The sequence below is a fragment of the Pseudoflavonifractor sp. An184 genome (assembly GCF_002160305.1).
Lineage (GTDB): Bacteria > Bacillota > Clostridia > Oscillospirales > Oscillospiraceae > Lawsonibacter > Lawsonibacter pullicola.
On sequence record NZ_NFKI01000010.1, the window covers coordinates 12,598 to 36,205 of the forward strand.

General features: G+C 52.6%; 25 protein-coding genes. 6 read left to right on the top strand and 19 right to left on the bottom strand.

All coding sequences use genetic code 11. The annotated features are described in order from the left end of the window. Positions 1–12: 12 nt before the first annotated feature. The 9 genes from B5F19_RS05230 to B5F19_RS05270 all read right to left on the bottom strand — a co-directional run bounded on the left by B5F19_RS05230 (position 13) and on the right by B5F19_RS05270 (position 10,198). Complete coding sequence (locus B5F19_RS05230; RefSeq protein ID WP_162612525.1) at positions 13–1,107, bottom strand: DUF932 domain-containing protein; 1,095 nt, start codon at positions 1,105–1,107, stop codon at positions 13–15. A gap of 35 nt (positions 1,108–1,142) precedes the next feature. Next, on the bottom strand, positions 1,143–1,913 hold the full coding sequence (locus B5F19_RS05235; RefSeq protein ID WP_140394161.1) for a hypothetical protein: 771 nt from the start codon (positions 1,911–1,913) through the stop codon (positions 1,143–1,145). 102 nt (positions 1,914–2,015) lie between these two features. Beyond that, the gene (locus B5F19_RS05240) at positions 2,016–2,438 is read right to left on the bottom strand and encodes a single-stranded DNA-binding protein (RefSeq protein ID WP_162612526.1); all 423 of its coding nucleotides are present in this window, start codon (positions 2,436–2,438) and stop codon (positions 2,016–2,018) included. Between the two features lie 280 nt (positions 2,439–2,718). Beyond that, positions 2,719–3,312 (bottom strand): hypothetical protein, encoded by a 594-nt coding sequence (locus tag B5F19_RS05245; RefSeq protein ID WP_087288680.1) that lies wholly within the window; start codon positions 3,310–3,312, stop codon positions 2,719–2,721. Positions 3,313–3,394: 82 nt separating this feature from the next. Further along, complete coding sequence (locus B5F19_RS05250; protein ID WP_087288682.1) at positions 3,395–3,856, bottom strand: hypothetical protein; 462 nt, start codon at positions 3,854–3,856, stop codon at positions 3,395–3,397. After that, positions 3,853–4,566 carry a hypothetical protein gene (locus tag B5F19_RS05255; protein ID WP_087288684.1) on the bottom strand — a complete coding sequence of 238 codons (714 nt, stop codon included), beginning with the start codon at positions 4,564–4,566 and terminating at the stop codon, positions 3,853–3,855. The genes B5F19_RS05250 and B5F19_RS05255 overlap by 4 nt, the downstream gene beginning before the upstream one ends. A gap of 143 nt (positions 4,567–4,709) precedes the next feature. Then, positions 4,710–7,865 (bottom strand): Ig-like domain-containing protein, encoded by a 3,156-nt coding sequence (locus tag B5F19_RS05260; protein WP_087288686.1) that lies wholly within the window; start codon positions 7,863–7,865, stop codon positions 4,710–4,712. 36 nt (positions 7,866–7,901) lie between these two features. Beyond that, positions 7,902–9,098: a DUF4157 domain-containing protein gene (locus B5F19_RS05265; protein ID WP_242972707.1), complete on the bottom strand. Its 1,197-nt coding sequence runs from the start codon at positions 9,096–9,098 to the stop codon at positions 7,902–7,904. Between the two features lie 281 nt (positions 9,099–9,379). Continuing rightward, a complete protein-coding gene (locus B5F19_RS05270) occupies positions 9,380–10,198 on the bottom strand; it encodes a tyrosine-type recombinase/integrase (protein WP_242972710.1) in 819 nt (272 codons plus the stop codon). Positions 10,199–10,554: 356 nt separating this feature from the next. Here B5F19_RS05270 and B5F19_RS05275 point away from each other — a divergent pair, with 356 nt between their 5' ends. Together B5F19_RS05275 and B5F19_RS05280 are read left to right on the top strand one after the other, a co-directional pair. Further along, positions 10,555–11,148, top strand: coding sequence for a helix-turn-helix domain-containing protein (locus B5F19_RS05275; RefSeq protein WP_087288690.1), 594 nt, complete (start codon positions 10,555–10,557; stop codon positions 11,146–11,148). Further along, the gene (locus tag B5F19_RS05280) at positions 11,145–11,954 is read left to right on the top strand and encodes a hypothetical protein (protein WP_087288691.1); all 810 of its coding nucleotides are present in this window, start codon (positions 11,145–11,147) and stop codon (positions 11,952–11,954) included. Before B5F19_RS05275 ends, B5F19_RS05280 begins: the two co-directional genes overlap by 4 nt. 139 nt (positions 11,955–12,093) lie before the next feature. Here B5F19_RS05280 and B5F19_RS17055 read toward each other — a convergent pair whose 3' ends face one another. The 7 genes from B5F19_RS17055 to B5F19_RS05305 all read right to left on the bottom strand — a co-directional run bounded on the left by B5F19_RS17055 (position 12,094) and on the right by B5F19_RS05305 (position 16,538). Continuing rightward, positions 12,094–12,747, bottom strand: coding sequence for a hypothetical protein (locus B5F19_RS17055; protein ID WP_140394162.1), 654 nt, complete (start codon positions 12,745–12,747; stop codon positions 12,094–12,096). Positions 12,748–12,765: 18 nt separating this feature from the next. Next, positions 12,766–13,338, bottom strand: coding sequence for a hypothetical protein (locus B5F19_RS17060; RefSeq protein WP_140394163.1), 573 nt, complete (start codon positions 13,336–13,338; stop codon positions 12,766–12,768). Between the two features lie 648 nt (positions 13,339–13,986). Further along, entirely contained in the window at positions 13,987–14,202 is a 216-nt protein-coding gene (locus tag B5F19_RS05285; protein WP_087288693.1) for a hypothetical protein, read from the bottom strand. A gap of 266 nt (positions 14,203–14,468) precedes the next feature. Next, complete coding sequence (locus tag B5F19_RS05290) at positions 14,469–14,732, bottom strand: Txe/YoeB family addiction module toxin (RefSeq protein WP_087288695.1); 264 nt, start codon at positions 14,730–14,732, stop codon at positions 14,469–14,471. Next, positions 14,722–14,991, bottom strand: a complete 270-nt coding sequence (locus B5F19_RS05295) for a type II toxin-antitoxin system Phd/YefM family antitoxin (protein WP_087288698.1) — start codon at positions 14,989–14,991, stop codon at positions 14,722–14,724. Before B5F19_RS05295 ends, B5F19_RS05290 begins: the two co-directional genes overlap by 11 nt. Before the next feature lie 199 nt (positions 14,992–15,190). Then, positions 15,191–15,949: a hypothetical protein gene (locus tag B5F19_RS05300; RefSeq protein WP_087288700.1), complete on the bottom strand. Its 759-nt coding sequence runs from the start codon at positions 15,947–15,949 to the stop codon at positions 15,191–15,193. Between the two features lie 289 nt (positions 15,950–16,238). Continuing rightward, entirely contained in the window at positions 16,239–16,538 is a 300-nt protein-coding gene (locus B5F19_RS05305) for a helix-turn-helix transcriptional regulator (protein WP_087288702.1), read from the bottom strand. A gap of 199 nt (positions 16,539–16,737) precedes the next feature. Between B5F19_RS05305 and B5F19_RS05310 the strand changes: the two genes are divergently transcribed. Then, positions 16,738–17,535 (top strand): GPR endopeptidase, encoded by a 798-nt coding sequence (locus B5F19_RS05310; protein ID WP_087288703.1) that lies wholly within the window; start codon positions 16,738–16,740, stop codon positions 17,533–17,535. 126 nt (positions 17,536–17,661) lie between these two features. Here the strand turns inward: B5F19_RS05310 and B5F19_RS17065 are convergent, their stop codons facing one another. From B5F19_RS17065 to B5F19_RS05320, 3 genes are all read right to left on the bottom strand, one after another. Then, the gene (locus B5F19_RS17065) at positions 17,662–17,937 is read right to left on the bottom strand and encodes a hypothetical protein (protein WP_140394164.1); all 276 of its coding nucleotides are present in this window, start codon (positions 17,935–17,937) and stop codon (positions 17,662–17,664) included. A 159-nt stretch (positions 17,938–18,096) separates the two neighbouring features. Continuing rightward, on the bottom strand, positions 18,097–18,492 hold the full coding sequence (locus B5F19_RS05315) for a hypothetical protein (RefSeq protein WP_087288704.1): 396 nt from the start codon (positions 18,490–18,492) through the stop codon (positions 18,097–18,099). A 4-nt stretch (positions 18,493–18,496) separates the two neighbouring features. Beyond that, positions 18,497–19,411: a ParM/StbA family protein gene (locus B5F19_RS05320; RefSeq protein WP_087288705.1), complete on the bottom strand. Its 915-nt coding sequence runs from the start codon at positions 19,409–19,411 to the stop codon at positions 18,497–18,499. 209 nt (positions 19,412–19,620) lie between these two features. Between B5F19_RS05320 and B5F19_RS05325 the strand changes: the two genes are divergently transcribed. The 3 genes from B5F19_RS05325 to B5F19_RS05335 all read left to right on the top strand — a co-directional run bounded on the left by B5F19_RS05325 (position 19,621) and on the right by B5F19_RS05335 (position 23,562). Continuing rightward, a complete protein-coding gene (locus B5F19_RS05325; protein ID WP_087288707.1) occupies positions 19,621–20,466 on the top strand; it encodes a tyrosine-type recombinase/integrase in 846 nt (281 codons plus the stop codon). 289 nt (positions 20,467–20,755) lie between these two features. Then, positions 20,756–21,598, top strand: coding sequence for a hypothetical protein (locus B5F19_RS05330; RefSeq protein WP_087288710.1), 843 nt, complete (start codon positions 20,756–20,758; stop codon positions 21,596–21,598). Between the two features lie 56 nt (positions 21,599–21,654). Continuing rightward, complete coding sequence (locus B5F19_RS05335; protein WP_087288714.1) at positions 21,655–23,562, top strand: InlB B-repeat-containing protein; 1,908 nt, start codon at positions 21,655–21,657, stop codon at positions 23,560–23,562. Positions 23,563–23,608: the final 46 nt, after the last annotated feature.

A 23,608-nucleotide genomic window follows, 5' to 3' on the forward strand; every position in this document is an offset into this window, starting at 1 on the left:
TCCTCCTTCATTTTATGCGGCGGCCTGAAGCGCCGCGGCCTGATTGAAATGGTTCCATTGACGCAGGGGCATGGCGATCAGGTCGTACCCCGCTGATTCGAGCTGTATTGCTCTGTCGTAGCTGTCCACATCCTGAGCGTATCGGGTGACTGCGTTTGCCAGACCGTAGAGGGTCATGTCTCCGACCTCCAGCAGATGGGAAAGCACATGCTGCTGTTCCGGCTCTCGGATTCCCACGGCAGTCCCGACCAGCTTCAGCAGACCGGGCAGCTCCTCTGTCTCGATGTTTGCTTGTGCTGCGCGCCGCATCATATCCAGGATCTCGCCGAATTTGCTCTCTTCCGCAGCCATCTTCACACTGTTTTGAAACTGCTCTGCAAACTTGTCCCTCAGAGTCAGCTCCGGCGGATGATAGACCTGCATGGGGCCGTTCAATTCCATCGTACAGCCCTTGTGGATTCGTCGCGTGCCGTCCCCGATCCGTTCACCGCTCACCATCCCGTTGCTGCAGACCAGCCGGTAGAGATAAGGCTGAATGGTGATAGCTCCCATCCCCACCTCGCTGTTAGTAATGATGAGCCCGTATTGAACGGTATCTCCCGGGACAACATCTTCTTTGAGCCGTTCGCTGGTAACCTTGACATACATGCGTGTCTCCGACAAACCGCAGTCCAGCACGCTGATGCCGGGCATGTGGCCGAGTACGGGAATTACCATCTGGAGTAGATTCAGATGGTCTACACACCAGTAGCGGTTACTCAGCACGGCCCTGGCGGTGCCGTCCATGGTACGAAGCAATTTTACCTCCGCGGTCCGGTTCAGCCAGTTATTCACATTGGTCGTCAGCAGATCGGTGGCCTCCCTCAGCATCCGGTCATAATAACTGGCCGGAATCTTTAGGTACGCCCCCAGCTGCTTATGGGCTGTGGAGGTGAGCTCCAGCGGCTCCATACAGTCCCCGCCGGAATAGTCTAGGACCCGCAGAACCGGCGTCCCTCCGTACGCCTCCATCACCATTCGGGTTGAGTCAACCAAGTAATCCTGCTTGACCTCGCTCTGCTGCACCAGTGTCTGGGCCAGTTCCTCCAAGGTCAAACGCTCAATCATGGCGTTCATTCACTTCCTTTCTCCGTCACACCGACTCACCAGGTAACTCGGATGGCTTCACCGTCCACATCCGCAGCGTAACCCTCGCTTTCCAAAACTCGGACCGTCTGCGGCCAGTGGACCTTGCTTGGGAAGCTGGTAAAGGCCGGAACAGCCTTGTCGTCAAATTCGCCCTCCACTGTGACGCTGCCATCCTCGTTCATGATCAGGCTGTTGTGGCCCCGTGAATCGAGGTCAGCAATCAGCTCTTCCAAGACCTGCCGACCTTGGATCTCAAACCATACCTGGGGATTGAACTGCTCATCTGCCCTTGGCGTTTCTTCCTTCAAATCATGTTCGGAAGGAACAGGAACCACGCGGAGAAGACTGCACTCCATACAACCGTTCGGCCGCAGATCCACTTCCGCATAGTTGTAATCCGGTACGCCGTGGAGCAGGAGCCGTCCCTTTCCGCCGCGAACAATAAGGCGCGCGGGATCTTTTGTCTCCCACTCCCAGGAAGCGTCCGGGTAAGCGGAATGGAGGCGGGCTGAAATGCGGTAGTTCACATGTTTCACCATAGTCTCTTCGGCCCGAAACCTGGCCTGCCCGTCTCCGGTCGACCGTCTCCGCCCGAGGAAATTTCTCTGGGCGCGCCTCCATGCGATGCGTGGACGCAGAATAATCATGAACACCCAGATCCCCCACACGGCAAACACAAGCAGCAGAATGCCGGTTCTCCAAGCTCCTGGAACGAAGGCAAATACCGCGAGTACAGCGCCAACGAGAACGGAGACGCTGCACCACAGCCTTTCATATACTTTCACATACACTCCACCTTTCCTTTTCTAACTGAAAACAAAAAAGGGACTGTGCCTGTTTTCAGCGTCGCTTCTGAAAACATGACACAGTCCCTTTTGTACCGGAGATCACTCCGGCAGCGGTTCCCGCTCTCCGTCAATCCGCATTCCTTCCGGTGGAAGGGTGGACTCCGAAGCCGGTGAGACCGCGTGGGTTGTAGACGTCCTTTGAGAATTTGAGTTCGGCTTTTGCCGGAGGATCAGCCTGCCATCACGATAGATGATTTTGAGCCGGATTCCTGGTGTATACCCGTCCTTTGCCGTGTACTCCTCAACCAAGAGCGGGCCGTTTACTTCCAGGATGCAGCCCGGCCTCAAGTCTCGCTTGACCAGATGCTCGGCCTCCCATCCGTATGCCCATACCTGAAAAAGCTGCGCCGGTGCATTTCCGGTGCGTTCTTCCAGTGAAAAGCGGACATAGGGGGTCCCCTTCAGGCTCACCTTCAACTCCAACTCCGTGGTCACACGCCCCACAACATGAATAAAACTCATTTCACTCCTTTCTGCCTTGCGGCTGTATTCTATATATAAAAAGTGCCAGTAATTCAACTGCATCCCGCAATGGGCGCAGTCGTACTACTGACACTTGAATACAAACTTAACAACGTGTGCAATGCAGGATCTCTCCTGCGGGACAAACCGGGTGGTCTGCCATCCCGAAGGACACGCACAATAATCAATTACAGCGTCAGGATACCACAATATTATGTGTTTGTCAAGTTCATATTTCTATATATAGTATTCCGCAAGGCAAACTACGCTTTTCCCATGTTCAGATTCCGTCTTCGCCGTCTTCAACATAGAAGTGATACCGCATCTCAGCCGATGTACCATAATTGAACACCAAGTCATACCTGTCTCCATCGCCGTCCACACCAACAAGCCCCAGCCAGTTCCCGCCATTATGTCCGTTCAGGAACCAGAGTCTGATATCCTGATACTCCGTCTGTGTGATCCGTTCCTTCATCACCATGGTCAGAACATCGTCAAGCTCCAGCAGCTGTTCACACTCGAGATAGCGGCAATAGAGGTCATCAGGCAGGTTCAGAATCTGCTGGTGGGTCAGCGGGGTAGGATTATTGAGCCACCAAGTGGTAAGGTCGTCAAAGCTCATGAACTGCGGGTGCCGCGGATCGGCCCAAAATGCCTTGATGAATGCGAGGTGCTCCTGATTAGACGCCGGCGTAGGAAGCGGCGCTTCTAAAACATGTCCGTCCATCCACTGGAATGCCATGCGGTCTCCGATTTCATCTTGGATCATCAGGCTGGAGCGAGAGACCGGGGCCACCAACAGGCACTCCATGTGGAAATTATCCTTGATGTACTCCATGATTTTGAACTGCTCAATGGTTCTGGGTTTATACATGGCTAAGCCTCCTTTCCCATTACATCTATTAAAAAGGGGAAAGCACGCCTGATTTCTGCAAATTCCGCGTATTCGGGCAAGATTATCCCGAATTGTCCTCAACTCTTTCCACGCCGAGCAGATTTCCGGTAGAAAAAGCTGCGGCGAGCCATGTCCCTGGGAGGGATACGCCGCTCTGGCGCTGAAGATAGAACCGGTAACGCTCCCCTACCTGCATCGTGTACTGTCTTCCAATACACAGGGATAGTTCCTCTTCATCCGCACCCAACAGCCTCACCTTTCTGCACTTCTGGAGCGGCAGCGGGGTAATCTGGACACATACCCCCTCAAGCACAGTATAATTGCCCAATACAAAGCACCGGAACAGCAGAGCCGCCCGCCCAAGGGAGAGAAGAAAAACTGTCCCGCTGAGCAGCAACATAATACGGTCCTGGGTCGCCATCCAGACGGCAACGCCCACCAGGAGAAAACCAAATCCCGCCGCAATGGTAAGTCCCCACCGATGAATCAGAACTGTCGGCCACATTTTGATCAATTCCATCATAGGCAGCCTCTTTGAAACACGATCTGCTTACGCAGATATAGGTTGGACACCGCCAATACAACGGCGTCCCTCACCGGGCTTTCACTCATGAGGTGCGCAATATTATAGCAGGTTGTGGTATCATCGTAGTAGAGAGAAGACAGCACCTTTTCACCGCTGGATACATCCAGCACGCCGCACTCCTCGCATTTGACCAGTTCGGCAGTGGATAAGAGTGTCTGGCCGGACAGCGCTAAAATTCGCGCCTCCTGCTCCGTGGTACAGTCCTTTTTCAAAATGGATTTCACAGCGGCCGGTGTGGCCCGTCCATTCGCCATGAGTTTTGAGGCCAGTGACAGCCGATTCCAAAAGCTGTCGCTGATGGGCGAGATATAGAGATTGCTCACAAGATCATAAAGGGCGTCCACCTGGCACTCCCCCTCCCCCGCCGCAATCAGCCCCCGGGACATAAGATGTTTCAACGCACGGCGAAATGCTTCTTCCTCCCGCTCCCGTGCCGGAAGCCCCGCCTCTTTTGCCGCCGCTTCGTATTCACTCCACAGATGTTTCTGGTCCCGAAAGCGCCAGCACAGCCGGCTCCACAGCACCAATTCCATCGGCGTCAGCAGGTACTCTCTCCGATTCAGAATCACAACCGGGTAGCGCTCGTTCTTCTGCGTCTGTTTGACCTGCAGATGACCCGTACAAGTATAAAGTGTAGTCGTGTTCATATGGATTCCTCCGTTCTGTATTTTTCCTATACGAAAAATCAGCTTCCTTTTCAACAAAAATTTTGAAGGTGAACCCTGTTTAATAGCAGAAAAGGCCGGAGGAAGTTCCTCCGGCCTTTTCTTGTTGTTTCAGATTTTATATGTCAGTTTGCTTCTTCCACAAACTCCTGACAGAATCGCATGAGGATCATGGCAACTTGTGACCTTGTGGCGGAGCCACCTGGGGATAAGGTGCTGCCGTCGCCGGTGCCGCTGATGATCCCCGCGCCGCAGGCCCACTGGAGGGCGGAGACGGCGTACTCGGACACAGTAAAGGCGTCGGCGTAGCTGAGGATGTTGGTGTTCTCGCCGATGGACACGTCGTAGCCCTGGTGCTGGGCGTAGCGGTGGAGCATCACCGCCAGCTGCTCCCGGGTGATGGGATCGTCGGGGCCGAAACTGCCGTTTCCATAGCCCCCGGCGATGCCCTCGGAGGTGGCCCAGCGGATGGCCTCTGCGTAGTAGGCCGCCGGGTCCACGTCGTCAAAGTCCATCAGGTAGTTGACAACCGGGCTGCCGGAGAGCCGCCACAGGATGGTGACGATCTGCCCCCGGGTGGTGGCGCCCTCCGGGCTGAAGGTGGAGCCGCTGGTGCCCGCCATCAGGCCCTCGCCGTAGACGTACTGGATGGCGTCATAGGCCCAGTAGCCCTCCGGCACGTCGTTGAAGGGCAGGTCCACCGGCTCGTGGCTCCTGTCGTCGATGACGATGGCGTAGTCGGAGGCGTGGTCCAGTTCGAACTCCGCCGTGCCGTCTCTGGCGATCCGGGCGGCCTGCTGGAACTCCAGCTCCTCTGTCCCCTCGTTGAACCAGTAGAGGTTGGCCCAGTAGTCGGCGTTGTCCCGGCCTAACGGGGCGGAGAGGGTCATGGTGAATCCGAACTGCCCGTCGTGGGCCAGGGATAGCTGGACGGCGCCGATCTCGCCGGTGACGGCGTTGAGGACCGTGGCGGGAATATCGCTGTCCCCCAGGTCCACGTCCAGGTCCAGGTCGTGGAGGCGGGTGTCCTCCGGGATGTCCAGGCCGTTGACCGTCCAGAGCACGCCGTCCCCGGCGTCGATCTCCAGGGTGATGTCCTGGCCGGCCAGCGCCTCAAACACCTCCCGCTCCAGGGTGGTGCGGCCGGGGCGCAGGGTGATCTCCACCGTGTCGCCGGGCCGGGCGTCCTGGATGTCGTCGATGGCTTGGTCGCTGAGGGAGGTGGAACTGCTGGAACTGCCTCCGCCGGAGCTGTACCGGGAGACGGTGACGGTGCAGGAGGCGCTTGCCCCGCTTCCGTCCGCCGCTGCGGCGGTGATGACGGCGGTGCCGCGGGCCAAGGCGGTGACAACGCCGTTCTGGTCCACGGTGGCCACAGCGCTGTCACTGCTGGTCCAGGTCACCGCCTTGTTGGTGGCGTTGTCGGGGGCCACCGTGGCCGTGAGGGTCAGGGTGTTGGGGGTGCGGTTGTAGTACAGGGACGCCTGGGTCTGGCTGAGGGTCACGCCGGTGACAGGGACTGTGACGGTCACGGTGCAGGTGGCGGTCTTTGTGCCGTCCTCCGTGGTGACAGTGATGGTGGCGGTGCCCGCACTCACGGCGGTGACGCGGCCGCTTGCGTCCACGGTGGCAACGCTTGTATCATCACTGCTCCACGTCACGTTTTTGTTGGTGGCGTCGGACGGCTCCACCGTAGCGGTGAGGATCTCGGTGTCGCCCACATAGAGGCTGGTGCTGGTTTTGTTCAGTGTCACTCCGGTAACAGGAACCGTCGCGGCCGTCACGGTCACGACACAGGTGGCGGTTTTGCCGCCGTCAGCTGTGGTGACGGTGATGGTTGCGGTGCCCGCACCTATGGCGGTCACTTTGCCGGTCGCGTCCACGGCGGCAATGCTTGTGTTGCTACTTTCCCACGTCACGTTTTTGTTGGTGGCGTCGGACGGCTCCACCGTAGCGGTGAGGGTGCCTGTTTCGTTCTCCACCAAGTTCAATGTGCTTGGACTAAGCGACACACTATTAACTGGGACATAAGCTGCCGTTTCAATCGTCAGCGTAAACTGCGTGCTGTCGTTGCCGTAGTCATTTTCAGCCTCCACAGTGAAGGTGCTTTCCCCTTGTGCTGTGGGCGTGCCGGAGATCATATTTCCATTCAAGCTCAATTCCGCGGGCAGAGAACCGCTGGTGACGCTCCATGTAATGGTGTCAGAGCCGGTAGCTTCAAGGGTCTGATTATAGGTCGTACCCACCTCGCCGTTCGGCAGGCTTGCAGTTGTAATGGTCGGCGGATACTTCACGCTGTCGCCCAGGCTGGTCGTGATATCTTCGTCCACCGTGCCACCGTCCACGATCACGTTGTGGCCGCCTGCGGCCAGGGCTGCACCATCGTCCAGCGTCAGGCTCTCGCCCTCGCCGATGGTCAAATCCTCCTGCAAGGTCACATTGCCGTACACGGTGCCCTCGTCGCCGTTAAAGACGATGCCCTCGCCGGAAGGGGACACTGGCTGGAGATTTGTAGTACTTCCGGCACCGATTTCGCCATTTCTTGCGTCCACGATGGCACTGTTGCTGATGGTTAAGGCCGTAGTTTTAGGAACGGTACCACTGCCGATAGAATCATATAGAATCCCTGGAGACCCGCTGGCAGTCAGGCTGCCGCCGTCCACAGTCAGAGCGGCGGTCGAACTATTGCTGGATTGCACATTAACACCATAGCCGGCGGTATTGGTCCCCGTTGCTTCAACCTTGGCGTTCTGGATAAACAAAGCGCCATTGCCGTTGTTGCTCTGAACCCAGATGCCAGTCTGACTGGCGCTGGCATCCAGACTGCCGTCGCCCGTGATGGTCAGGGTGGCGCCGCCAGTAGAATTGGCCAACACATAGATCCCCTTGCCGACCTCTGCGATTGTATTGGTGCCCTCCAATGTGATTGTCAACTCCGCAGCGCCGTTCTGATTGTGCACGCCAATGGCAGCGCCAGCGACATAAGTGCTGGTATTATAGGGTACTTCCTCTTTAATCGTGGCGTTGTGCAGGGTCAGGGTATTGTAGCCTGCGTCATAATGGATATAGTTGTTTGACGGTGTGCCTTCCTCGGTGTATTGGGTGACACTTCCATCACTGTCCGTCGTCCAGTAGCCGCCGCTTGTCACTTCTTTGCCGCCGACATAAATCGTTTGTCCACTTTGTGCGCCCGCCGCCAGCGCCGTGGCGGGCAGCAGGCTCAGGCACAGGGCGAGGAAAAGTAAAAAAGCATTCCAGTTTTTGAGTATTTTTGATTTCATTTTACAAACGCACCCCTATTTCTCTTGTTATATTCCCTACCTCACGTTTTCATAAATCATATGTATGAATTGAGCATATTTTTTTCTATTCGTCGCACTACTGCTTACTCGGTCAATAAAGTCATCCGGGTCAGTTAACAATTCACTAAACTCATCTTCGGAAAGTCCAATCGTTTCAGGACGCATGGTTGGATATCTGGTGTCCCCTACTCGAGCAACTTTCTCTCTGCCTGTACAGGTATCATCAAAGAATGCTGCTGCCGCAGCTTCCATAGATTCCGATATGGGAAACATCGTGCTGCTCTTTCGTTTCTCCTCTTTTTTTCCGCCAGAACCTTTACGATGCCAAACTAAAACGTGAACCGCTCTGGGGTCACCAATGATACGTTCGGGATAAACATCATCAGGCAGAATCCTTCCGTTCCGTGCCCCATCTACTAAATATGCATGGATTCCAACCGGATCTGTAGTTTTCTTTTTTGTTTTTGCATCTGTTCCTAAAAAAGCGTGGCTCAAAATCCGTTCACTATCTTTGGGCCATTCAGGTTTTTCGTGTTCCTTCATAAACCTTTGGAAGCGAGCATCACTCGATGCTCCGCCTCCTACTTTTTCATCCCTACAACTAAATATTCGCGCTAATAACTCCGTTGGCACCGTCGGTTCCGCTGCAGCCACCCTTCGTTGTGTAGCAGGTGGTGCTGCCGAAGATTTTCGCCCCCGTCTCTCCTTGCCCTTTTTAGGTTTTCCATACTGCACCACCGGCCCCGCCGCAGTCCCCGCCGTCTGGGCCACAGACCCGGCGTCGGCGCTGTGTTCCAGCGCCGGGGAGCGGTTCACGGCCATCCCGTGCTCCATCCCCGTGGGGCGCACCTGCCCCAGCTTCTGCTGGGCCACATGGGTCATCTCATGGTTCAGCAAATCCTCCTGCCCCGGCCCGATGAAAATGTCTGTGCCGTAGGTGTAGGCCCCGGCGTCAAACTTGGCGGGCTCATCGGAATTGCGGTGGACCCGCACATCGTCCATGGGCAGGCCGAAATGCCGCTCAAACTTCGCCCGCATGGCCTCGGCCAGGGGCGTCCCCCCGGAGGCGGGCTGGACCTCCCCCCTCTCCCCCTGCGCCTCCAGCATGGAGAGCATAGCCTGATTGCCCGCCCCGGCGGGTACGGCTGCCTGTTCCTTCTCAGTTTCCTGTGCCTTGGCTTCTCCCTGTCTCTTTCGCAGATATTCCAGCATGAAAACACCTCCGAAAAAACCATTGACCACATACTTTTCCTTTTGTTGTAGCTGCGTCTGCACAGAAATATTTCAATAACAAAATTATACATATTTGCTGGGAAATTCGCAAGATAATTTCGTCCCCGCCAGCACAGACATGCGTGAACGAGGGTGAATTGCTCCTCACGCCAGTTTTGTCATGCCAACATTCGTGCATATTTCAATTTTCGACACGTTTTAAGAAGCTCCGCACCAGCGGAGCTGTTTTCCTCCGTGGCCGGATTACAACAAAAGGAAAACTATGTGGTCAGGACCAGCCACATGCGCTCCACCTGCCGGGCATGGACCGCGCCGCTCTCCACGGTATAGATGCGGGTGGTATTGACAGAAGAATACCCCAAAATGTCCGCCAGCCGTGACAAATCCCGTTCCATGGCATAGTAGGTCCGGGCAAACAGGTGGCGCAGGTTGTGGGGAAACACTTTCTCCGGCTCAACCCCGGCGCTCTCGCACAGCCGTTTCATATCCCGCCAGATGTTGCTCCGATCAACGGGTTTCCCGCTGCGCGTTACGAACACCGCCCCGGCGGTGATTTTTTGTGTCCGGAGATATTTTTGCAGAAGTCGGCGCAGCTTGCCCGAGAGAAAGACGGCGCGCCGCTTCCCCTTGTTGCTGACCTCGGCCCGGCCGGTCTGCACCGCCTGAACGGTGATATAGCGCAGCTCGGACACTCGGATGCCAGTGGCGCAAATGGTCTGGATGATGAGGGAAAGACGCTGATTTTCCTTCTGCTCAGCGGCGCGGACCAGGCGGGCGTACTCAGCGCGGGTCAGCTCCTTGTCGGGGTCACAGAAGATGGCCTTCTGGATTTTCAGCAACTTGATTTTGCACTCGCACCAGCCCATAAAGGAGAGAAAGCCATTGACGGCGGCGACCATGCTGTTGACCGTGGCCGGGGCGTGGTCGGCGGTCAGAGCTTTTTTCCAGGCAATCAGCGCCGCCTTGGTGAGGGGCTGGCCATTCATCCAAGAAAGCAAAGCGGTGAGATCGTGGACGTACTTCTGAATGGTGACCGGGGCGCGCTCCTGCTCTTGCAGATAGCTGACATAGCGGCGGATGTGGCTGGAGGTAAAATTGTGGGTTTTCGGCTCATAGCAGTGTCCTCCTAAAAATGCAGATACCACTATTGTACCGAAGCGACAGGCCAATATGCACAGCTCCGCAACCTACAGTTTAATTTGCTGTCCCTTCAAGTTGCTTGAGCATCTTTTCTTCTCTTTTGTAATATCGCAAAGCAGACCCTAACAGCCATGGACACCAACAGCACCTGTCCCGTTTCAAATGGGACTTCTTCCGAGCCAACTATCAGCCACTCTCCTTTCTCCTCTATCTCCTCTTGACACTTCCGCTCACTTCGTTTAGAATGTAATTAAATTAAAATAATTACATATACTTTATAGAGGAGGCGAGTCAGTTGAGCAGAACAGATTACCGAGAACTTTGTGTGGAGCTATTCGGAACCGATGATGTGGACCGGCTCCGCAAAATTGCTGAACTGGCGCGGAAGCAGAATCCCCGCAATGCCGGGCGGAAGCGAAAATTCGGGGCCGAGGAAATCGCCCGGATGCGGGATCTTCAGGTCGCCGGTGCCACGATACAGCAAATCGCCAATAAGTTCGGCACCTCCAGGCAGATTGTCGGCAAGTATCTGCATACCCCGCTGGCTGCGCCGTATACGATGCGCATCACCTATATGTACCGCCAGAAGCCATGTACCACGATCGACGTGGATTTTCTGGAGGAAAAAATTCACATCTGCAACCTGACCCCGGACCCGCTCCATCGCGCGTTCGGCTCCAACGAACACCCAACCTGGACAGATTTCCAGCAGTTCCTGCAGGATCGCTGTATTCCTGCTTCCCGCGGCATGCTGAAGGAGGCGCTCAATGACATTGGCGTAGACACCTACGATCCATTGCGCATTGCGGAAAAAACAAAGGGACGGACTGCTGACGACGATCTTTGGCTTAAATTTCAATACCGCACGGAAGGAGGAGCTCCCGCATGAAACAGATCAATTTGGATGACGCAGCTCTGGTGCCGGCTGCGGGCCACACGTCTAAAGGTGATCAGCCAAAGTGGCAGATCCGCAACCGGTGGTATAAAGCAGATCATATGGGCTACGAAGCTCTTGTGGAATGCCTGGTCTCATCACTTCTGGAGAAAACCAACCTCCAGGATTTTGTTTCCTATGAGCCGATTCAAATTTTATACCGTGGCCGCACACTGTGCGGCTGTGTCAGCAAAAATTTTCGCGGCAAGGATGAGATGCTGGTTCCGCTGGAGCGACTGCACCGGGCCTATCACGGCCGCGGCCTGGCGGAGTCAATCGCCGCTCTGCCGGAAACAACCGACCGCATCCGCTACACCGTGGATTTTGTGGAATCCGTCACCGGCCTGACGGGATTCGGCCCATATCTAAGCGTCATTTTAGAGCTGGACTGTTTGTTTCTCAACGAGGACCGGCACACCAACAACCTGGCAGTCGTCCGCAACGAAAAGACTGGCGTCTACCGGTTCTGCCCTATCTTTGATAACGGCCTGGCGCTGCTGTCTGACCTGAACGACTATCCACTGGACAATGACGTGTACCACTGCATTGGCCGCGTGCAGGCCAAGCCGTTCTCACTGGACTTTGATGAGCAGGCAGATGCCGCTAATGCACTCTATGGAAGTCACCTTCAGTGCTCTTTTACCCGAAGCGACGTTACTTCGATCCTGGAGTCTTTTGCTGATTTCTACCCACCGGAGATTCTCTCCCGAGTAGAGCGCGTCTTGTTTGAGCAGATTCGCCGGTACAGCATTTACTTTTAGTGCGCCGCCCGCAAGGGCGGCTTTTATTTTATCCGATCATTGTTTAAAAGATAAACCGGTATATTAATATGGAACCCGACATCTCCATATTTGTCGGGTTCCATACTATATATGACTCTCAAATTGTTACATAGTTCTCCTAAATTTTAGAAATATCAAAGTGAATTTCTTTTGTAGCAAAAGTCACCGTACCAAGATATACTTTAGTAAATCTACCATCATTCATGTCCGTCGTTATATATTCTCCTCCACAATAGGCATCATACTTATGTCCTCTCATGTACCAAGTCAATTCATACAGTCCCGGACTATCAAATTCACAATACCATTCCTCGTTAACTTCAATACTAGCAGTTTCTGTGTTATGATAGTCCCCTTCTAGCAGCAAACTTGCTTTTACTGCCTTTATGTCAAAATCTCCTGATCCTTGTACGCGAATATTCCACTCATTCTCCTCTGTAGTCCATTTTCTTGTCGACACTTTGTAGTATGGGCTTGCACCTTCGTCAAAATTCACACTTGTTCCCCAGATATATGCATACTCATGGACATAAGTACGGTTTTTTAACTCCTCATATCCAGGAACATAATTATAGCCAATGAATACGAGTGGTGAAACTTCCTGATTCTGAGGCACATTTATTTTTTCAGGTAAATCGTTTTCATAAATACTTGTTCCATCAGGGAGAATGCCATTATATGAAACACTGTCTGGAATTCTTTCATACGCCATTACAGATGGTGCAGAAAGGCAAAAAGCCAAAACTACCATTATAGATACCAGTCGTTTCATTTTGTTTCCTCCTTCATCTTATTGTTTTTCTACTAAAAAGGTAATTAATTTATTACTGAAGTCCAACAAAACTGCCGCTGCACTTGGCTCTGAATTCTCATTTGAAAAAACAAGTGTAGAAAAAACTATTCCACAATATGAAAAAGAATTTGATGCGATTTCCACTTTTGGAGTATTTGTGTCGTAACTTTCAATGTTAAGTAAATTAAACATTTCTGCGCTATAACTCATGCTACTCAGCCATTGATTTTCTCCAGTATAAACCATTGGATCACAGGTTATCTGAAGAAAAACAGTTGTCCCAGTTACATCATTTTTATATACAAGCAACTTTTGTAAATCCAAAAAAATACCGTTTTCATTAATTTGGGGATATTCCATCGGTAGCGCCATGATGTTTGTTCGATCCTGCATCACCTCAGCAAATCCTTCAAAAGAAAATTCTTCTCTAATTTCTTTTATTTTTTCATAGTAGTGCTCCGTTAATGTTTCTGTGTTACTGTCATTTTGACTTTTTACTACCCCCAGTACCAGTACTAAAATACAGCATACACCCAACACTAAAATTGCACTTAGGTGAGTTTTTTTCATTGACTGTCTCCATCGTTGATAATTACTTTTAATACTTTATATAGCCAGATACATAAACTGATTCCGGAAAATTTCCCCTACAGCTAAAATGTAATCCTTTCTGGTTTACTCCGATTGATTCATCAAAGATAACGTTTTTCGTATTCACTTCGCAGAACAAATTATTTACAGCAATCCAACCAAAATCTGCACTCTTAGAAAGCGGAGAACAGGTCACCTTAACCGTTAACATCTCTCCAACATTCAGAGAGAAACGCTAATGGCCTTTACGGAATTGTTTCCGGGTATCTCCGTATCGAATGTTCCCGTTGCTCTTACTTTCACATAAGAATCCCTCTCATTTTGACCCCCTCCATTTCTACAACATTTCTCTCAGATGCCAACGTAGCCAATACCAGTCTTAATTTCCCCCCTTTCTTTGTTATTTAATACGAAATAAGAGGGTGATTTTGGACCACCAAAATTTATTTGTAGAAAATTTTTTATATCCATTTCTGATGATGCACTTCTGAAAAATGGTTGGTTTTTCTGTAAGCCTCCCTGGTGGTGCATCAGGTTCTATTAACTGGACTGTTGCAGCAACAAAAGCAGATTGGAATAAGGACAATTACCGCTGGTAATTTATTGCAGTGAAGATTGGGGGGAAGGTTACCCTTCCCCCCGATCTTCACTATTTTTTATTTCTTCAAGAATATCTTGTATTTCATATACTTCTCCCATTGTCTTGTCTATTTTTTCAGATAAATATTCACCAACAGAACCTAAGCCCTCATATACCTTGTCTACCTTTTTTATTAAAACACACTGCAAAACCAGTACCGTTATGAGCAGTATTGTAACAACCCACAATAATTTTTTATCCAAAACTTTTCCCCTCCTCTTTCTATGGAGCTTACTCTCATGCTCTCAAAGACAAGCCGAGAAAATCCTAGGCTGCCCTGGCATATACCCCCTTCAGACTTGTACTCAAAGGAAACAGAACGCCAAGTGCCCCACCGAGCCGATTTGGGCGCAGCACGTCCACCCCTACCCCCAGTGAATATCCCAGCCGTCCTAGATCATGCGATCACACTCCGCCTCATAACTAACCTGCAGCACCTTCTTTGCCATGAGCACCACATCGCTTATTTTTAATCTTCATAATGGCCCCGGCAAGACAACACCACAATGCTGTCATTCTCCACTATATATTCCAGACGGTTCTCCTTGTCGATCCGCTTGCTCATACCCTTTTTTCTCCGCAGGATCTCACTCTTGCCTATTCCCTGCACTGCGCCATCCCGCTGCAGCTCCTGGAGCAGCTTGTTGATCCGCTTTAGTGTTTTCTTATCCTCTGACTGCCAGTAAAGGTAGTCAGCCCAGGCATCCGGCGAGAAAGTAATGTTATGTGCCATCTTCCGCCATTGCCTCCAGTTCCTCCATTGTCTTTGTGATACCAAACCCTGCATGGACCTGTTCAAGCCCTCTCTCCAACTTGCCCAGATATGCAGCATTCCGCTCAGCTTTCTCCAACTCGTTATACCGTTCCTCACTGATGATTACCACATTTTTTTCTGCTTTTCGTGTCACGATGACAGTTTCATCATTGTCCGTAACTCTATCGCAGAGAGCCTTGAGCCGGCTCCGGGCCGTCGAAAAGTTAATCGCAATCATTCCATACACCTCCAATCCATATTATGCACCATATCATGTACTATATTTTGTACCATTTATTGTACCACTTTTAGTTATCTAAAGCAAGTGCTTCCTCTACTATTGATTACTATTACAAGCAAAAAATCACAAAAACGGCCTCTTTCAACCTGCGAATCCTTTCTGAAGCACTTGCCACGTGTTTCTTTTACCTTAGCAGCTAAACCTTGATGATCTGGTCCTCATGTCCATCCTCCGCGAGGATTATTTGACCCATGTCCAGCTCACTGAAATCAATGCTCCCACTGCCTGCGCTTAATTCAATCGTAAGCAATGAATTGGATATCGTTCCCGCATAGGAAAGGACCAGGTCTCCGGCAGAGAGCCCCGAAAAATGGATCTTGCTGTTCTCCACGTCAATACTGACTGTGGCCGTTTCTGCAGTGCCGGCAGACAAGCGGATAAAACCATGTTCGCCCAAATTTTTGCACGGCATGGAACCGGCAATGTCCGCGAATGCGTCATTCCCGGAAAAAGTCATTTCGCCATCCGTAGTAACGGTGATTGTCTCCATACCGATGCCGCTTACGGTGTACTCAAAATAACCCTCTGTGCTGACGTCCAAATTTGGATCGGAGACAATTCCAAAGAGCTGCCCGCCATCTCCCTCGCACTGATAGGTAAAACTGTCGCTGAAAGCAGTTTCCAACAGATACCTGTCCGCAGATTCCGGAGCATCCTCAAAGATCTGTTGATTGATCAAATCCATGTCTCCCGAAAAGTCCCCGCTGCGGCAGCTGACCGTTTCCCCTTCTGTATTGCTGATGTCAAAGCTGTCTCCGCGTGCTGAAAGCCCAATCGTCTGCTTCTCCGTATTACATCCCGTGAGAGCTATTAGCAGAGCAAGAGAGAACACCACCTTTAGACGCCGCATTTTCATATCGCCCGCCGGTATACTATTTCTCATCGTTCTTTTCATGTTTTTCACCCTTTATTTTCCCTAATAATTGGCATACCCAAATAATTTCCTCAGCCTCGCTGTTCGTCAGTTTCTCTCATTATATAATACGAAAACAAGAGGAGATTATGGACTGTCCAAAATTATTTGTAGAAATTTTTCAAACTTGATGAACGGGTTTTATTGGATGATATACTGCCGGGTCTGTCCATCTGCTGCAATCTCAAATCGGCAAATATATTTTAACATCTGCAGCAGGTCGGAGACTAATAAGACTTTTCCTGTCCGCAGGACATCCCAGATTGCACGGTCACTGCTCCGATTCTCCATGACGCTTGAACACATTTGTGATTCCGCTGACAAGCGCGGCCTCTTCATCTGTCAGACTGGATATATCCAGTGTGCGTTTCTCCTCCCGGCCCAGCAGATAATCTACCGATACCCCAAACAAATCTGCAATGCGGATCAGCACATCATAAGAGGGCAGCCGGATGTCCGTTTCATAGGAAGACACCATAGACGCAGTGACGCCGATCTTCTTGGCGACCTGTGCCTGAGTCATATGATTATCCAGTCTCACCTTCCTGAGTCTTTGAGAAAAATCAACCATGAGCCGTATCCTCCTTTTCTACTAGTGTATACGGCTTTTCATTTCTAATAGAAATTATTTCTATACAAATTGGTTGAGTTACTATCAAATGACTGCTATAATGATGGCGGCATTCATTGCGCGCTTCCGCAGGCTCCAGGCCAGTTCAATGCCAAGCCTGTGCGATACCAAGCAGCAGTAAGGTGGGGAATCAGTAGCCATGATTTTTGATGCTTTGCAGGACCATATCCAGACGGAGCAGCAGAAGATCTGCGGCTTTGATGTGCATGTAACCAGCATTACCTCCGCGGAGGCAGGCGCACTTGTAGGCCTCCCTGTTGGTACAACATGGTGCATTGAGACGGGCTCCTTCCACGATCTGTTTGAGATCAGTGAGGCCGGCGAGTGCCTTCGTGAGGTCCTTGTGCCTCTTTTGGAGCCTTTTCAGGGAGAAACGCTCTGCGTCTGTGGAATCGGGAATGTCTGGACAGTATACGACAGGCTCGGACCGCTGACTGCCTCCCTGATCCCTGTACATACTATCTCAGCCGCCGGTATCCCATCCTTGTTTTCATCTCTGTTGACACTGGCACCTGGAACTTTGGGGCAGACGAATCTTGATACAGCCACCCATATTTCCGCGCTCCTGCAAGCGAGCGGTGCCTCCTGCGTCCTTTTGATCGACGCCTCCCAGGCACAAGACGTCAGCGCTCTATCCTCCAGAATTGACGTGAGCAACTTCGGAATCACCACCGCTTTGCAGGGCACTGCCCTGACCAAAAATTCTCTCGGTATCCCGGCACTCGCGGTGGGTGTACCTTTAGTGACAAAATTGGCCTGTGCAGATAACCCGCAGTGCTCTGAATACGTTATGCGGACAACCATCCAGGAAGATGTGTCGGTCGCCGCCCAAATCATTGCGTACGCCGTTTTGCGTGTGGCCTATCCAACTCTCAGCAAGGATGATGCTCTGTCTGTCTTGGCACTGTTCGGCCGCGATGTGAAGTTGCCTTTCTGACACATCGGTTCCAGCCAGCCGCCGCAGGCGGGCCGGAGCACTCGATATAAGCGAAAAATCTGCTATTCCAAAAAGAATGCAGCTGCGGATTCAGAGCATCCGCAGCTGCATTCTTTCGTCGTAATTTTAATCTTCAGGGAAATAGATCCCATCTTCCATGAGTTCCGGGTAACAGCTCTGAATGATACGATTGGCTTCTGCCGGAGAGGCGCATGCACGCTCTCCCCATCGTTTACACAGATCCACCGTTTCGTTATATTCACTGGAGGGTACATCCCACTGCTCGCAGACCTCCTCGCAGGGTTCCTGCCAGAGCAGTTCCGCAACTCCATCCCACACAAAGCAGATTGGGACGCCGGTGTCTGGATGCTGAAAATCCGAGGATTTTAAAATATCATTCATTTCCTGATACCTCACATTCTTCATTTTACCACCGCAGTCGCTTTAGTCGGACATGCAGCGGAAAAGCTGCCGCAATTTGAAATTATGGCATAAATCATACTCCTGTCAATATATATCTTTCTTCGTCATGATCCGCTGCTCAAAATATCCAGTTTGCTGTCACCGCTGCCGAAAGGCCGCTATGGTGCTTTGTATCGCACTCACTCCCTTTTCTCCCAGCAGTTCCTCAGCCTGCCTGCGGACCTCTTTTTCCTGTTCGACCGGCATAACCGGCACTGCAGTTCTCTGCGGCTGCGCTTTCTCCCGGAGCAGTCCTTTCTCCGCCAGTACATGGAGGATCACCGCCTCGATGGCAGCACTGTCTGCGGCCGGCTCCAGTGCTCGCTGTATCACCGGCGTCTCTGAACAATGGATGTAGTGTGAAATCGCATTGACGATAAACTGTGCCTTACGCCTGGGCCCCTGACGGTTGATGACCTCGGCCACCTCCCGCTGGATCGGGTCCTCCAGGTTCAGGCTGATCGTAAACCGCCCTGGTGTCTTTTTCTCCGGCATGCTCTCACGCCCCCTGCTCCGTTGCCAGATAGAGCTTGGCAAAGCCTTTGGCGTTGGCATTGATATCCGTGACGAACAGGCACCGCCCTACCTTTCCTGTGTTTTCAATTATACGCCGAAGAAGAATTGCCCCACCACCGGTAAAGATGGTCAGACCGGTGCGCAGATCCATCCCCCGCTCTCGCAGGGTCCCAAACAGGTCGCCCACAAAGCTGACCGCCTCCCGCTCCACCATCTCGGCAAGCGCAGGGGCATACCCGCCTTTTCGCTCCAGAATCGCGTCCACGTCACTCTCCTCCAGCCGCAGATCGAATTCCGCGTTGACTTTGGACAAGATCCGGTTATAGAGAAGAATCACTCCATTTTCCAGGGAATCGCTGGCGCTGAGCTGACCTTCCCCAAACTTGATCTGTAAGTAGTCCGCAGTGAAGCCCCCAATATCTACAACCACCGCCCGCGGCTCATCACACAGCTGCGTGAGCATCGTGCAGGCCGCGGCATAGGCCTGGGGGAAGCAGAGCACATCCGTAATCAAAATGGAATAGGGCCGTCCCTGAAAGGTGAAATTGACGTTGCGGCGCTCTTTGAAGTACCACTCAAACTTCTCGTACTGAGAACCGTAGTGCGCCGGTGGGAGTCCCACTGCCAGCTGGATGGGCAGGACGACATTTGGGGAGTACGTCCCACGCTTGTCCAATTCTCGCGCGATCGCGAACAAGGTCAAGATAAAGAATCGTTCATCCTCCGTTTTATCCCGCCGGTAGGGGATGCGCTCATCCATCAGAGAGTAATATTTCCCGTCGTAGAAAATTACCATGTCCCCAAGCGGCCGGGTCAGGCTCTCCCGGAGCCCGGAGGTAAACGGAGGGCAATTCTCTGTCTTGATCTGTTTATTCCCATGGTCAATTGCAATCAGCATAAAATCAACTCCTTTTTTTGCTGTACTCCTTCTATACGCACACAACGCGCTTTTATCAACATTTTTTTGCCGGAGGTCCTCAAATTCACTGAATGTTGCCGATCATTGATCCGCAGCTGCTATTGGCTTTGTATCCACAGCGCTTTGAGAATGAGCGAATGGCAGAAAGGTATAATAATCGTATTCTTGCTGTTTTGGAGGACTTTGTCATGAATGAGCGTCAACTGACCCAAGATCACCTCGCTGCCTATGCCAGACATCTTCACGCGGAGGAGCGCAGTCCCGGGACGATTGAAAAATATCTGAGGGACGCCGCAGCCTTTCTCCACTGGCTGGCTGGGCAACCAGTCACACGAGAGCGGGCGAGAGACTGGCGTGACGATCTGCTGGATCGGAGCTACGCTCCAGTGACGGTAAATTCCATGGTGGCGGCAGTGAATCAGTTTTTTGCCTTTCTGGGCTGGGAAGACTGTAAAATCCGGTCTCTGAAAATCCAGCGAAAGCTGTTCCGGGATGACCGCCGGGACCTGAGCCGGGAGGAGTACCAGCGTCTGCTGGACACCGCCCACAACCTGGGGAGAGACCGCCTGGCTCTGCTATTGGAGACCATCTGTTCCACCGGCGTCCGGGTGAGCGAGGTACGGTATATCACTTTGGAGGCAGTCCGCGCTGGGCGGGCGGAGATCTCCCTCAAAGGCAAGCTGCGGGTAATTTTGCTCCCCGGGAAGCTGTGCCGGAAGCTGAAAAAATACGCTCGAGCAAAAAAAATCACTTCCGGTGAGATTTTTCTCACCAGAAGCGGCAAAAGTTTATCCCGGCGGCAGATCTGGGCCGAGATGAAACGGCTGTGCAAAAAAGCTGGGGTCGCCTCCAGCAAAGTGTTTCCCCATAACCTGCGGCACCTGTTTGCCCGGACATTTTATAAGGTATGCCGAGATGTAGTGAAGCTGGCCGACGTACTGGGCCACAGCAGCGTAGAGACCACCAGGATTTACCTGATGTCCACGGGTTCGGAACACACAAAGATTTTACGGAACATGCATCTTGTCCAATAAAACTTAATAATTGTTTTGCCTACATCATTTGATAAAAGAGCCAAATCTTTACATATGTTTAAAAGCATTGTAGCACGGGCAATCCGAATTTTCAAGGTACCGTGCGGATTTTGGGCGTGAAAATCTAGCCGCGCGAAAACTTGTTTTCATGCGGCCTGGATTTTTGCGCCTTTTCGACGTTTTACACGGTGAAAGACGAGCTGAGCCAACGGCTCAATCCATATTTCCAACGCCTTTCGGCGCTCCAGAAGAAGGCAAAACAATTATTTTGCCCACGAGGGAAACGGGGGTGGCAAACGTGAACGCGATGTTGGAATCCAAGGTGCTCCCGCAACCAGCAGAGCTGGAGTTGACGAAGGATCTGCTGGAAGAATTTTTGGGGGAATTGATTCGAAAGGAACGGACCCCAGGCACGCTGGAGACGTACCGGCGCAGCGTGTACCAGCTGTACGACGCCCTGCCCCCCGACAAAACGCTGCGGCCAGGCACTTTGGATCAGTGGCAGGGGGACATGCTCGCGGACGGGTACTCCCCACGGACGGTGAATACCCGCGTGTCGGCCGCCAACCACCTGGTGGCATTTCTGGGGCGGCGTGAGCTGCAGGCCCGGGGCAGGTTGGAAGTGGCGGAGGCTGACCTGCCGGAACTGACCCGGCTGGAATATCTAAGGCTCTTGTCTACGGCCCGGACCCTGGGCAAGGAGCGGATCTATCTGCTGATAAAGTTGTTTGGCAGTACGGATTTGACCGTGAGCGATCTGCCCCGGCTGACGGCGGAGGCCCTGCGGGGGGAGGCCCCATGTCCGGTGCGTCTTCCAGACTGCCTGCATCAGGAACTGAAGGATTATGCCAAACGCAGCGGAGTGGTCAGCGGCCCCCTGTTTCAGACCCGATATGGGAATCCCATTGGCAGAACCGCCGTGACTGACAGCATGAAACAGCTGTGCCGGGACGCCCGGGTGGAGGAGGAAAAGGTGAACCCAAGGTGCCTCAAGCGGATGTGGCAGGATATTCAGGACGACGTGCGCCTCCGCCTGGACCACCTGGTGGAGCAGACCTGTGACAACCTGCTGGAGACGGAACAGCTGACCATCGGCTGGGATCAAAGTAAGGAGGTGAGCAGCGCGCCGTAAGGGGCCCGCGGCCCGAAACGCGTACAGACTGATATAGTAAAGGAGGAGAACCGAGCATGAAACAGAAACTTTTGGCGTCCGCAATGGCATTGGCTATGGTCCTGTCTCTGACCCCGGTGACGGCACTGGCGGCGGAGGGTGAGGACACAACTCTTCCGGAGGAAGAGATCACTGTTCAGACCGAGACCCCAGTAGAAGAACCGGTTCAGCTGGAAACGGAGATCGAGGAACCGACGGAGCCGGAAATCCCAGCGGAAGAGCTTGTCCCGGCCGATGAAATTCCGGTTGAGGAACCCGCTGAGCCGGAGTCCGCTACGGAAGAGACCGATAGTGCGGAGCCTGTTCAGCCGGAAACTGCGGAAGAGCCTGTTGAGGTAGAGACTGCTGTGCCGACTATCAGTGACATTGAAATCTCCAATGTCACTGACAGTGAAGTTGTCAATGGCAGCTATATCTTTACTGCGCCGCTGAACAGCGCGGTGACCAGTTATGTTGCCACAGTGACCCTTAGCGACGGCGCAGTCTTTACCCCCACTACCCCCACCACCCCCAACACCGGGGATCTGTACGTGGAGGAAGTCGGCGAAGGTACTGCCACCCTGAAATTCAATCTGAACGTGGGTGGTGTTGATATCAGCGCCGACCAGTTCGCACTGATTCTGGAGGAGACTGGGGACAACAAGTGGACCGGCGGCTTTGAGAATGCCGCGGGCCTGTCCCTGGAGACCCTGGCCGGGTATCTGGTGGATCAGGACATCCAGCTGGCGGCTGGAGCTCTTGGCGCTGGCAGCGAGGCTCAGCAGATCTTAGTCAACCAGGATGCTGAGGACGTCATGTTGGCTCTTTGCGCCCCCAATGCCACAGTCTACACAGTGGACTACGTAGTGGACGAGGACACCACCATCACCTGGAAGCTGCCCGCAGGGGCTGAAATTCGAGAAATTGCGGTGGAGCTGTCCGGCGGCCAGGAAATCGAGGGCTGGTACACCAATGCTGACTGCACCAATTCTTTTGTGGTGGGTACGACTGTTACTGGGAATACCACCCTGTATGCTAAAGTAGATGTTCCAGCTACGGATAAAACTTTCCTGGAGAAATTGGAAGATCATGATGATGTTACCATCTATACAAAAACTGAGTGGGACACATTTGTGGAAAACTCTGACGTGGTAGTTGCGGGACAACTGATTACCTTGGGTGCTGACATCGACTGTAACAACACCACCTATGATTCCATGACCTTCAAGGGCAACTTCAACGGCAATGGCAAAACCATTTCCAACGCCACTTTTAGGGCTGTTGACAGCGCGTACTACACCTCCTCCGAGTCCGACATCGTGTGTAGCGGCATGTTCGCCGCTCTGGGCGCGGGGCAGATTGTTGCCAACCTGACGCTGGACAACATCACTGCTCAGTATGCCTCTACCTATTCTGCGCCTTTGGCTGGTCTGGCAGACGGCACCTCTAGTCAGCGGGTTCTGATCCAGAATGTGCAGGTTCGTAATAGCAGCGCCAGCGGCCGCACCGCAGCAGGTGTGGTTGGTTTTACTCGTAATACCACAGTGCGCTTCTGCTCCAGCCGGAATACCACTATTACCGGGCTCGCCAACGGCGGCGGCATTGTGGGCATCAACAACGCCAGAGTAGAATTCTGCTATTCCACCACTTCGCCCACTGCATTGCCGTCCATTTTTGGCGGCAGTACCGGTGGTGTCGTAAGTAAGAATGTCCGTGGCGGATATGCTGATACTTGTTGGGCAACCATGGTTGTTGTCGGGGCCTCGGATTCTGGAGGGACGAATATTAACATCCTTGATGATGTCGATCCGGATAGTACTGAATCGAGCGCTTTTGAAGCAGCTGGTTTTAATGCCTCTGGAGAAGTTTACTGGAATTTGGCGGACGGTGATGAAACAGATTTTATTGAAACCGCAGTTGAGTACCAGTTTACTGATAATAACTGACAAATTCGCTTCTTTATTTGGGACGCGTAGCCTTGTGCTACGCGTC

What these genes read in the sequence shown, in the direction of transcription:
- B5F19_RS05300 (WP_087288700.1), bottom strand. Translation starts at nt 15,949, where the DNA reads ATGAAAAGAACGATGAGAAATAGTATACCGGCGGGCGATATGAAAATG.
- B5F19_RS05230 (WP_162612525.1), bottom strand. Translation starts at nt 1,107, where the DNA reads ATGATTGAGCGTTTGACCTTGGAGGAACTGGCCCAGACACTGGTGCAG.
- B5F19_RS05245 (WP_087288680.1), bottom strand. Translation starts at nt 3,312, where the DNA reads ATGTATAAACCCAGAACCATTGAGCAGTTCAAAATCATGGAGTACATC.
- B5F19_RS05240 (WP_162612526.1), bottom strand. Translation starts at nt 2,438, where the DNA reads ATGAGTTTTATTCATGTTGTGGGGCGTGTGACCACGGAGTTGGAGTTG.
- B5F19_RS05315 (WP_087288704.1), bottom strand. Translation starts at nt 18,492, where the DNA reads ATGCCGGAGAAAAAGACACCAGGGCGGTTTACGATCAGCCTGAACCTG.
- B5F19_RS05280 (WP_087288691.1), top strand. Translation starts at nt 11,145, where the DNA reads ATGAAACAGATCAATTTGGATGACGCAGCTCTGGTGCCGGCTGCGGGC.
- B5F19_RS05260 (WP_087288686.1), bottom strand. Translation starts at nt 7,865, where the DNA reads ATGAAATCAAAAATACTCAAAAACTGGAATGCTTTTTTACTTTTCCTC.
- B5F19_RS05310 (WP_087288703.1), top strand. Translation starts at nt 16,738, where the DNA reads ATGATTTTTGATGCTTTGCAGGACCATATCCAGACGGAGCAGCAGAAG.
- B5F19_RS05250 (WP_087288682.1), bottom strand. Translation starts at nt 3,856, where the DNA reads ATGATGGAATTGATCAAAATGTGGCCGACAGTTCTGATTCATCGGTGG.
- B5F19_RS17065 (WP_140394164.1), bottom strand. Translation starts at nt 17,937, where the DNA reads ATGAATGATATTTTAAAATCCTCGGATTTTCAGCATCCAGACACCGGC.
- B5F19_RS05265 (WP_242972707.1), bottom strand. Translation starts at nt 9,098, where the DNA reads ATGCTGGAATATCTGCGAAAGAGACAGGGAGAAGCCAAGGCACAGGAA.
- B5F19_RS05290 (WP_087288695.1), bottom strand. Translation starts at nt 14,732, where the DNA reads ATGGCACATAACATTACTTTCTCGCCGGATGCCTGGGCTGACTACCTT.
- B5F19_RS05255 (WP_087288684.1), bottom strand. Translation starts at nt 4,566, where the DNA reads ATGAACACGACTACACTTTATACTTGTACGGGTCATCTGCAGGTCAAA.
- B5F19_RS17055 (WP_140394162.1), bottom strand. Translation starts at nt 12,747, where the DNA reads ATGAAACGACTGGTATCTATAATGGTAGTTTTGGCTTTTTGCCTTTCT.
- B5F19_RS05335 (WP_087288714.1), top strand. Translation starts at nt 21,655, where the DNA reads ATGAAACAGAAACTTTTGGCGTCCGCAATGGCATTGGCTATGGTCCTG.
- B5F19_RS17060 (WP_140394163.1), bottom strand. Translation starts at nt 13,338, where the DNA reads ATGAAAAAAACTCACCTAAGTGCAATTTTAGTGTTGGGTGTATGCTGT.
- B5F19_RS05325 (WP_087288707.1), top strand. Translation starts at nt 19,621, where the DNA reads ATGAATGAGCGTCAACTGACCCAAGATCACCTCGCTGCCTATGCCAGA.
- B5F19_RS05320 (WP_087288705.1), bottom strand. Translation starts at nt 19,411, where the DNA reads ATGCTGATTGCAATTGACCATGGGAATAAACAGATCAAGACAGAGAAT.
- B5F19_RS05295 (WP_087288698.1), bottom strand. Translation starts at nt 14,991, where the DNA reads ATGATTGCGATTAACTTTTCGACGGCCCGGAGCCGGCTCAAGGCTCTC.
- B5F19_RS05305 (WP_087288702.1), bottom strand. Translation starts at nt 16,538, where the DNA reads ATGGTTGATTTTTCTCAAAGACTCAGGAAGGTGAGACTGGATAATCAT.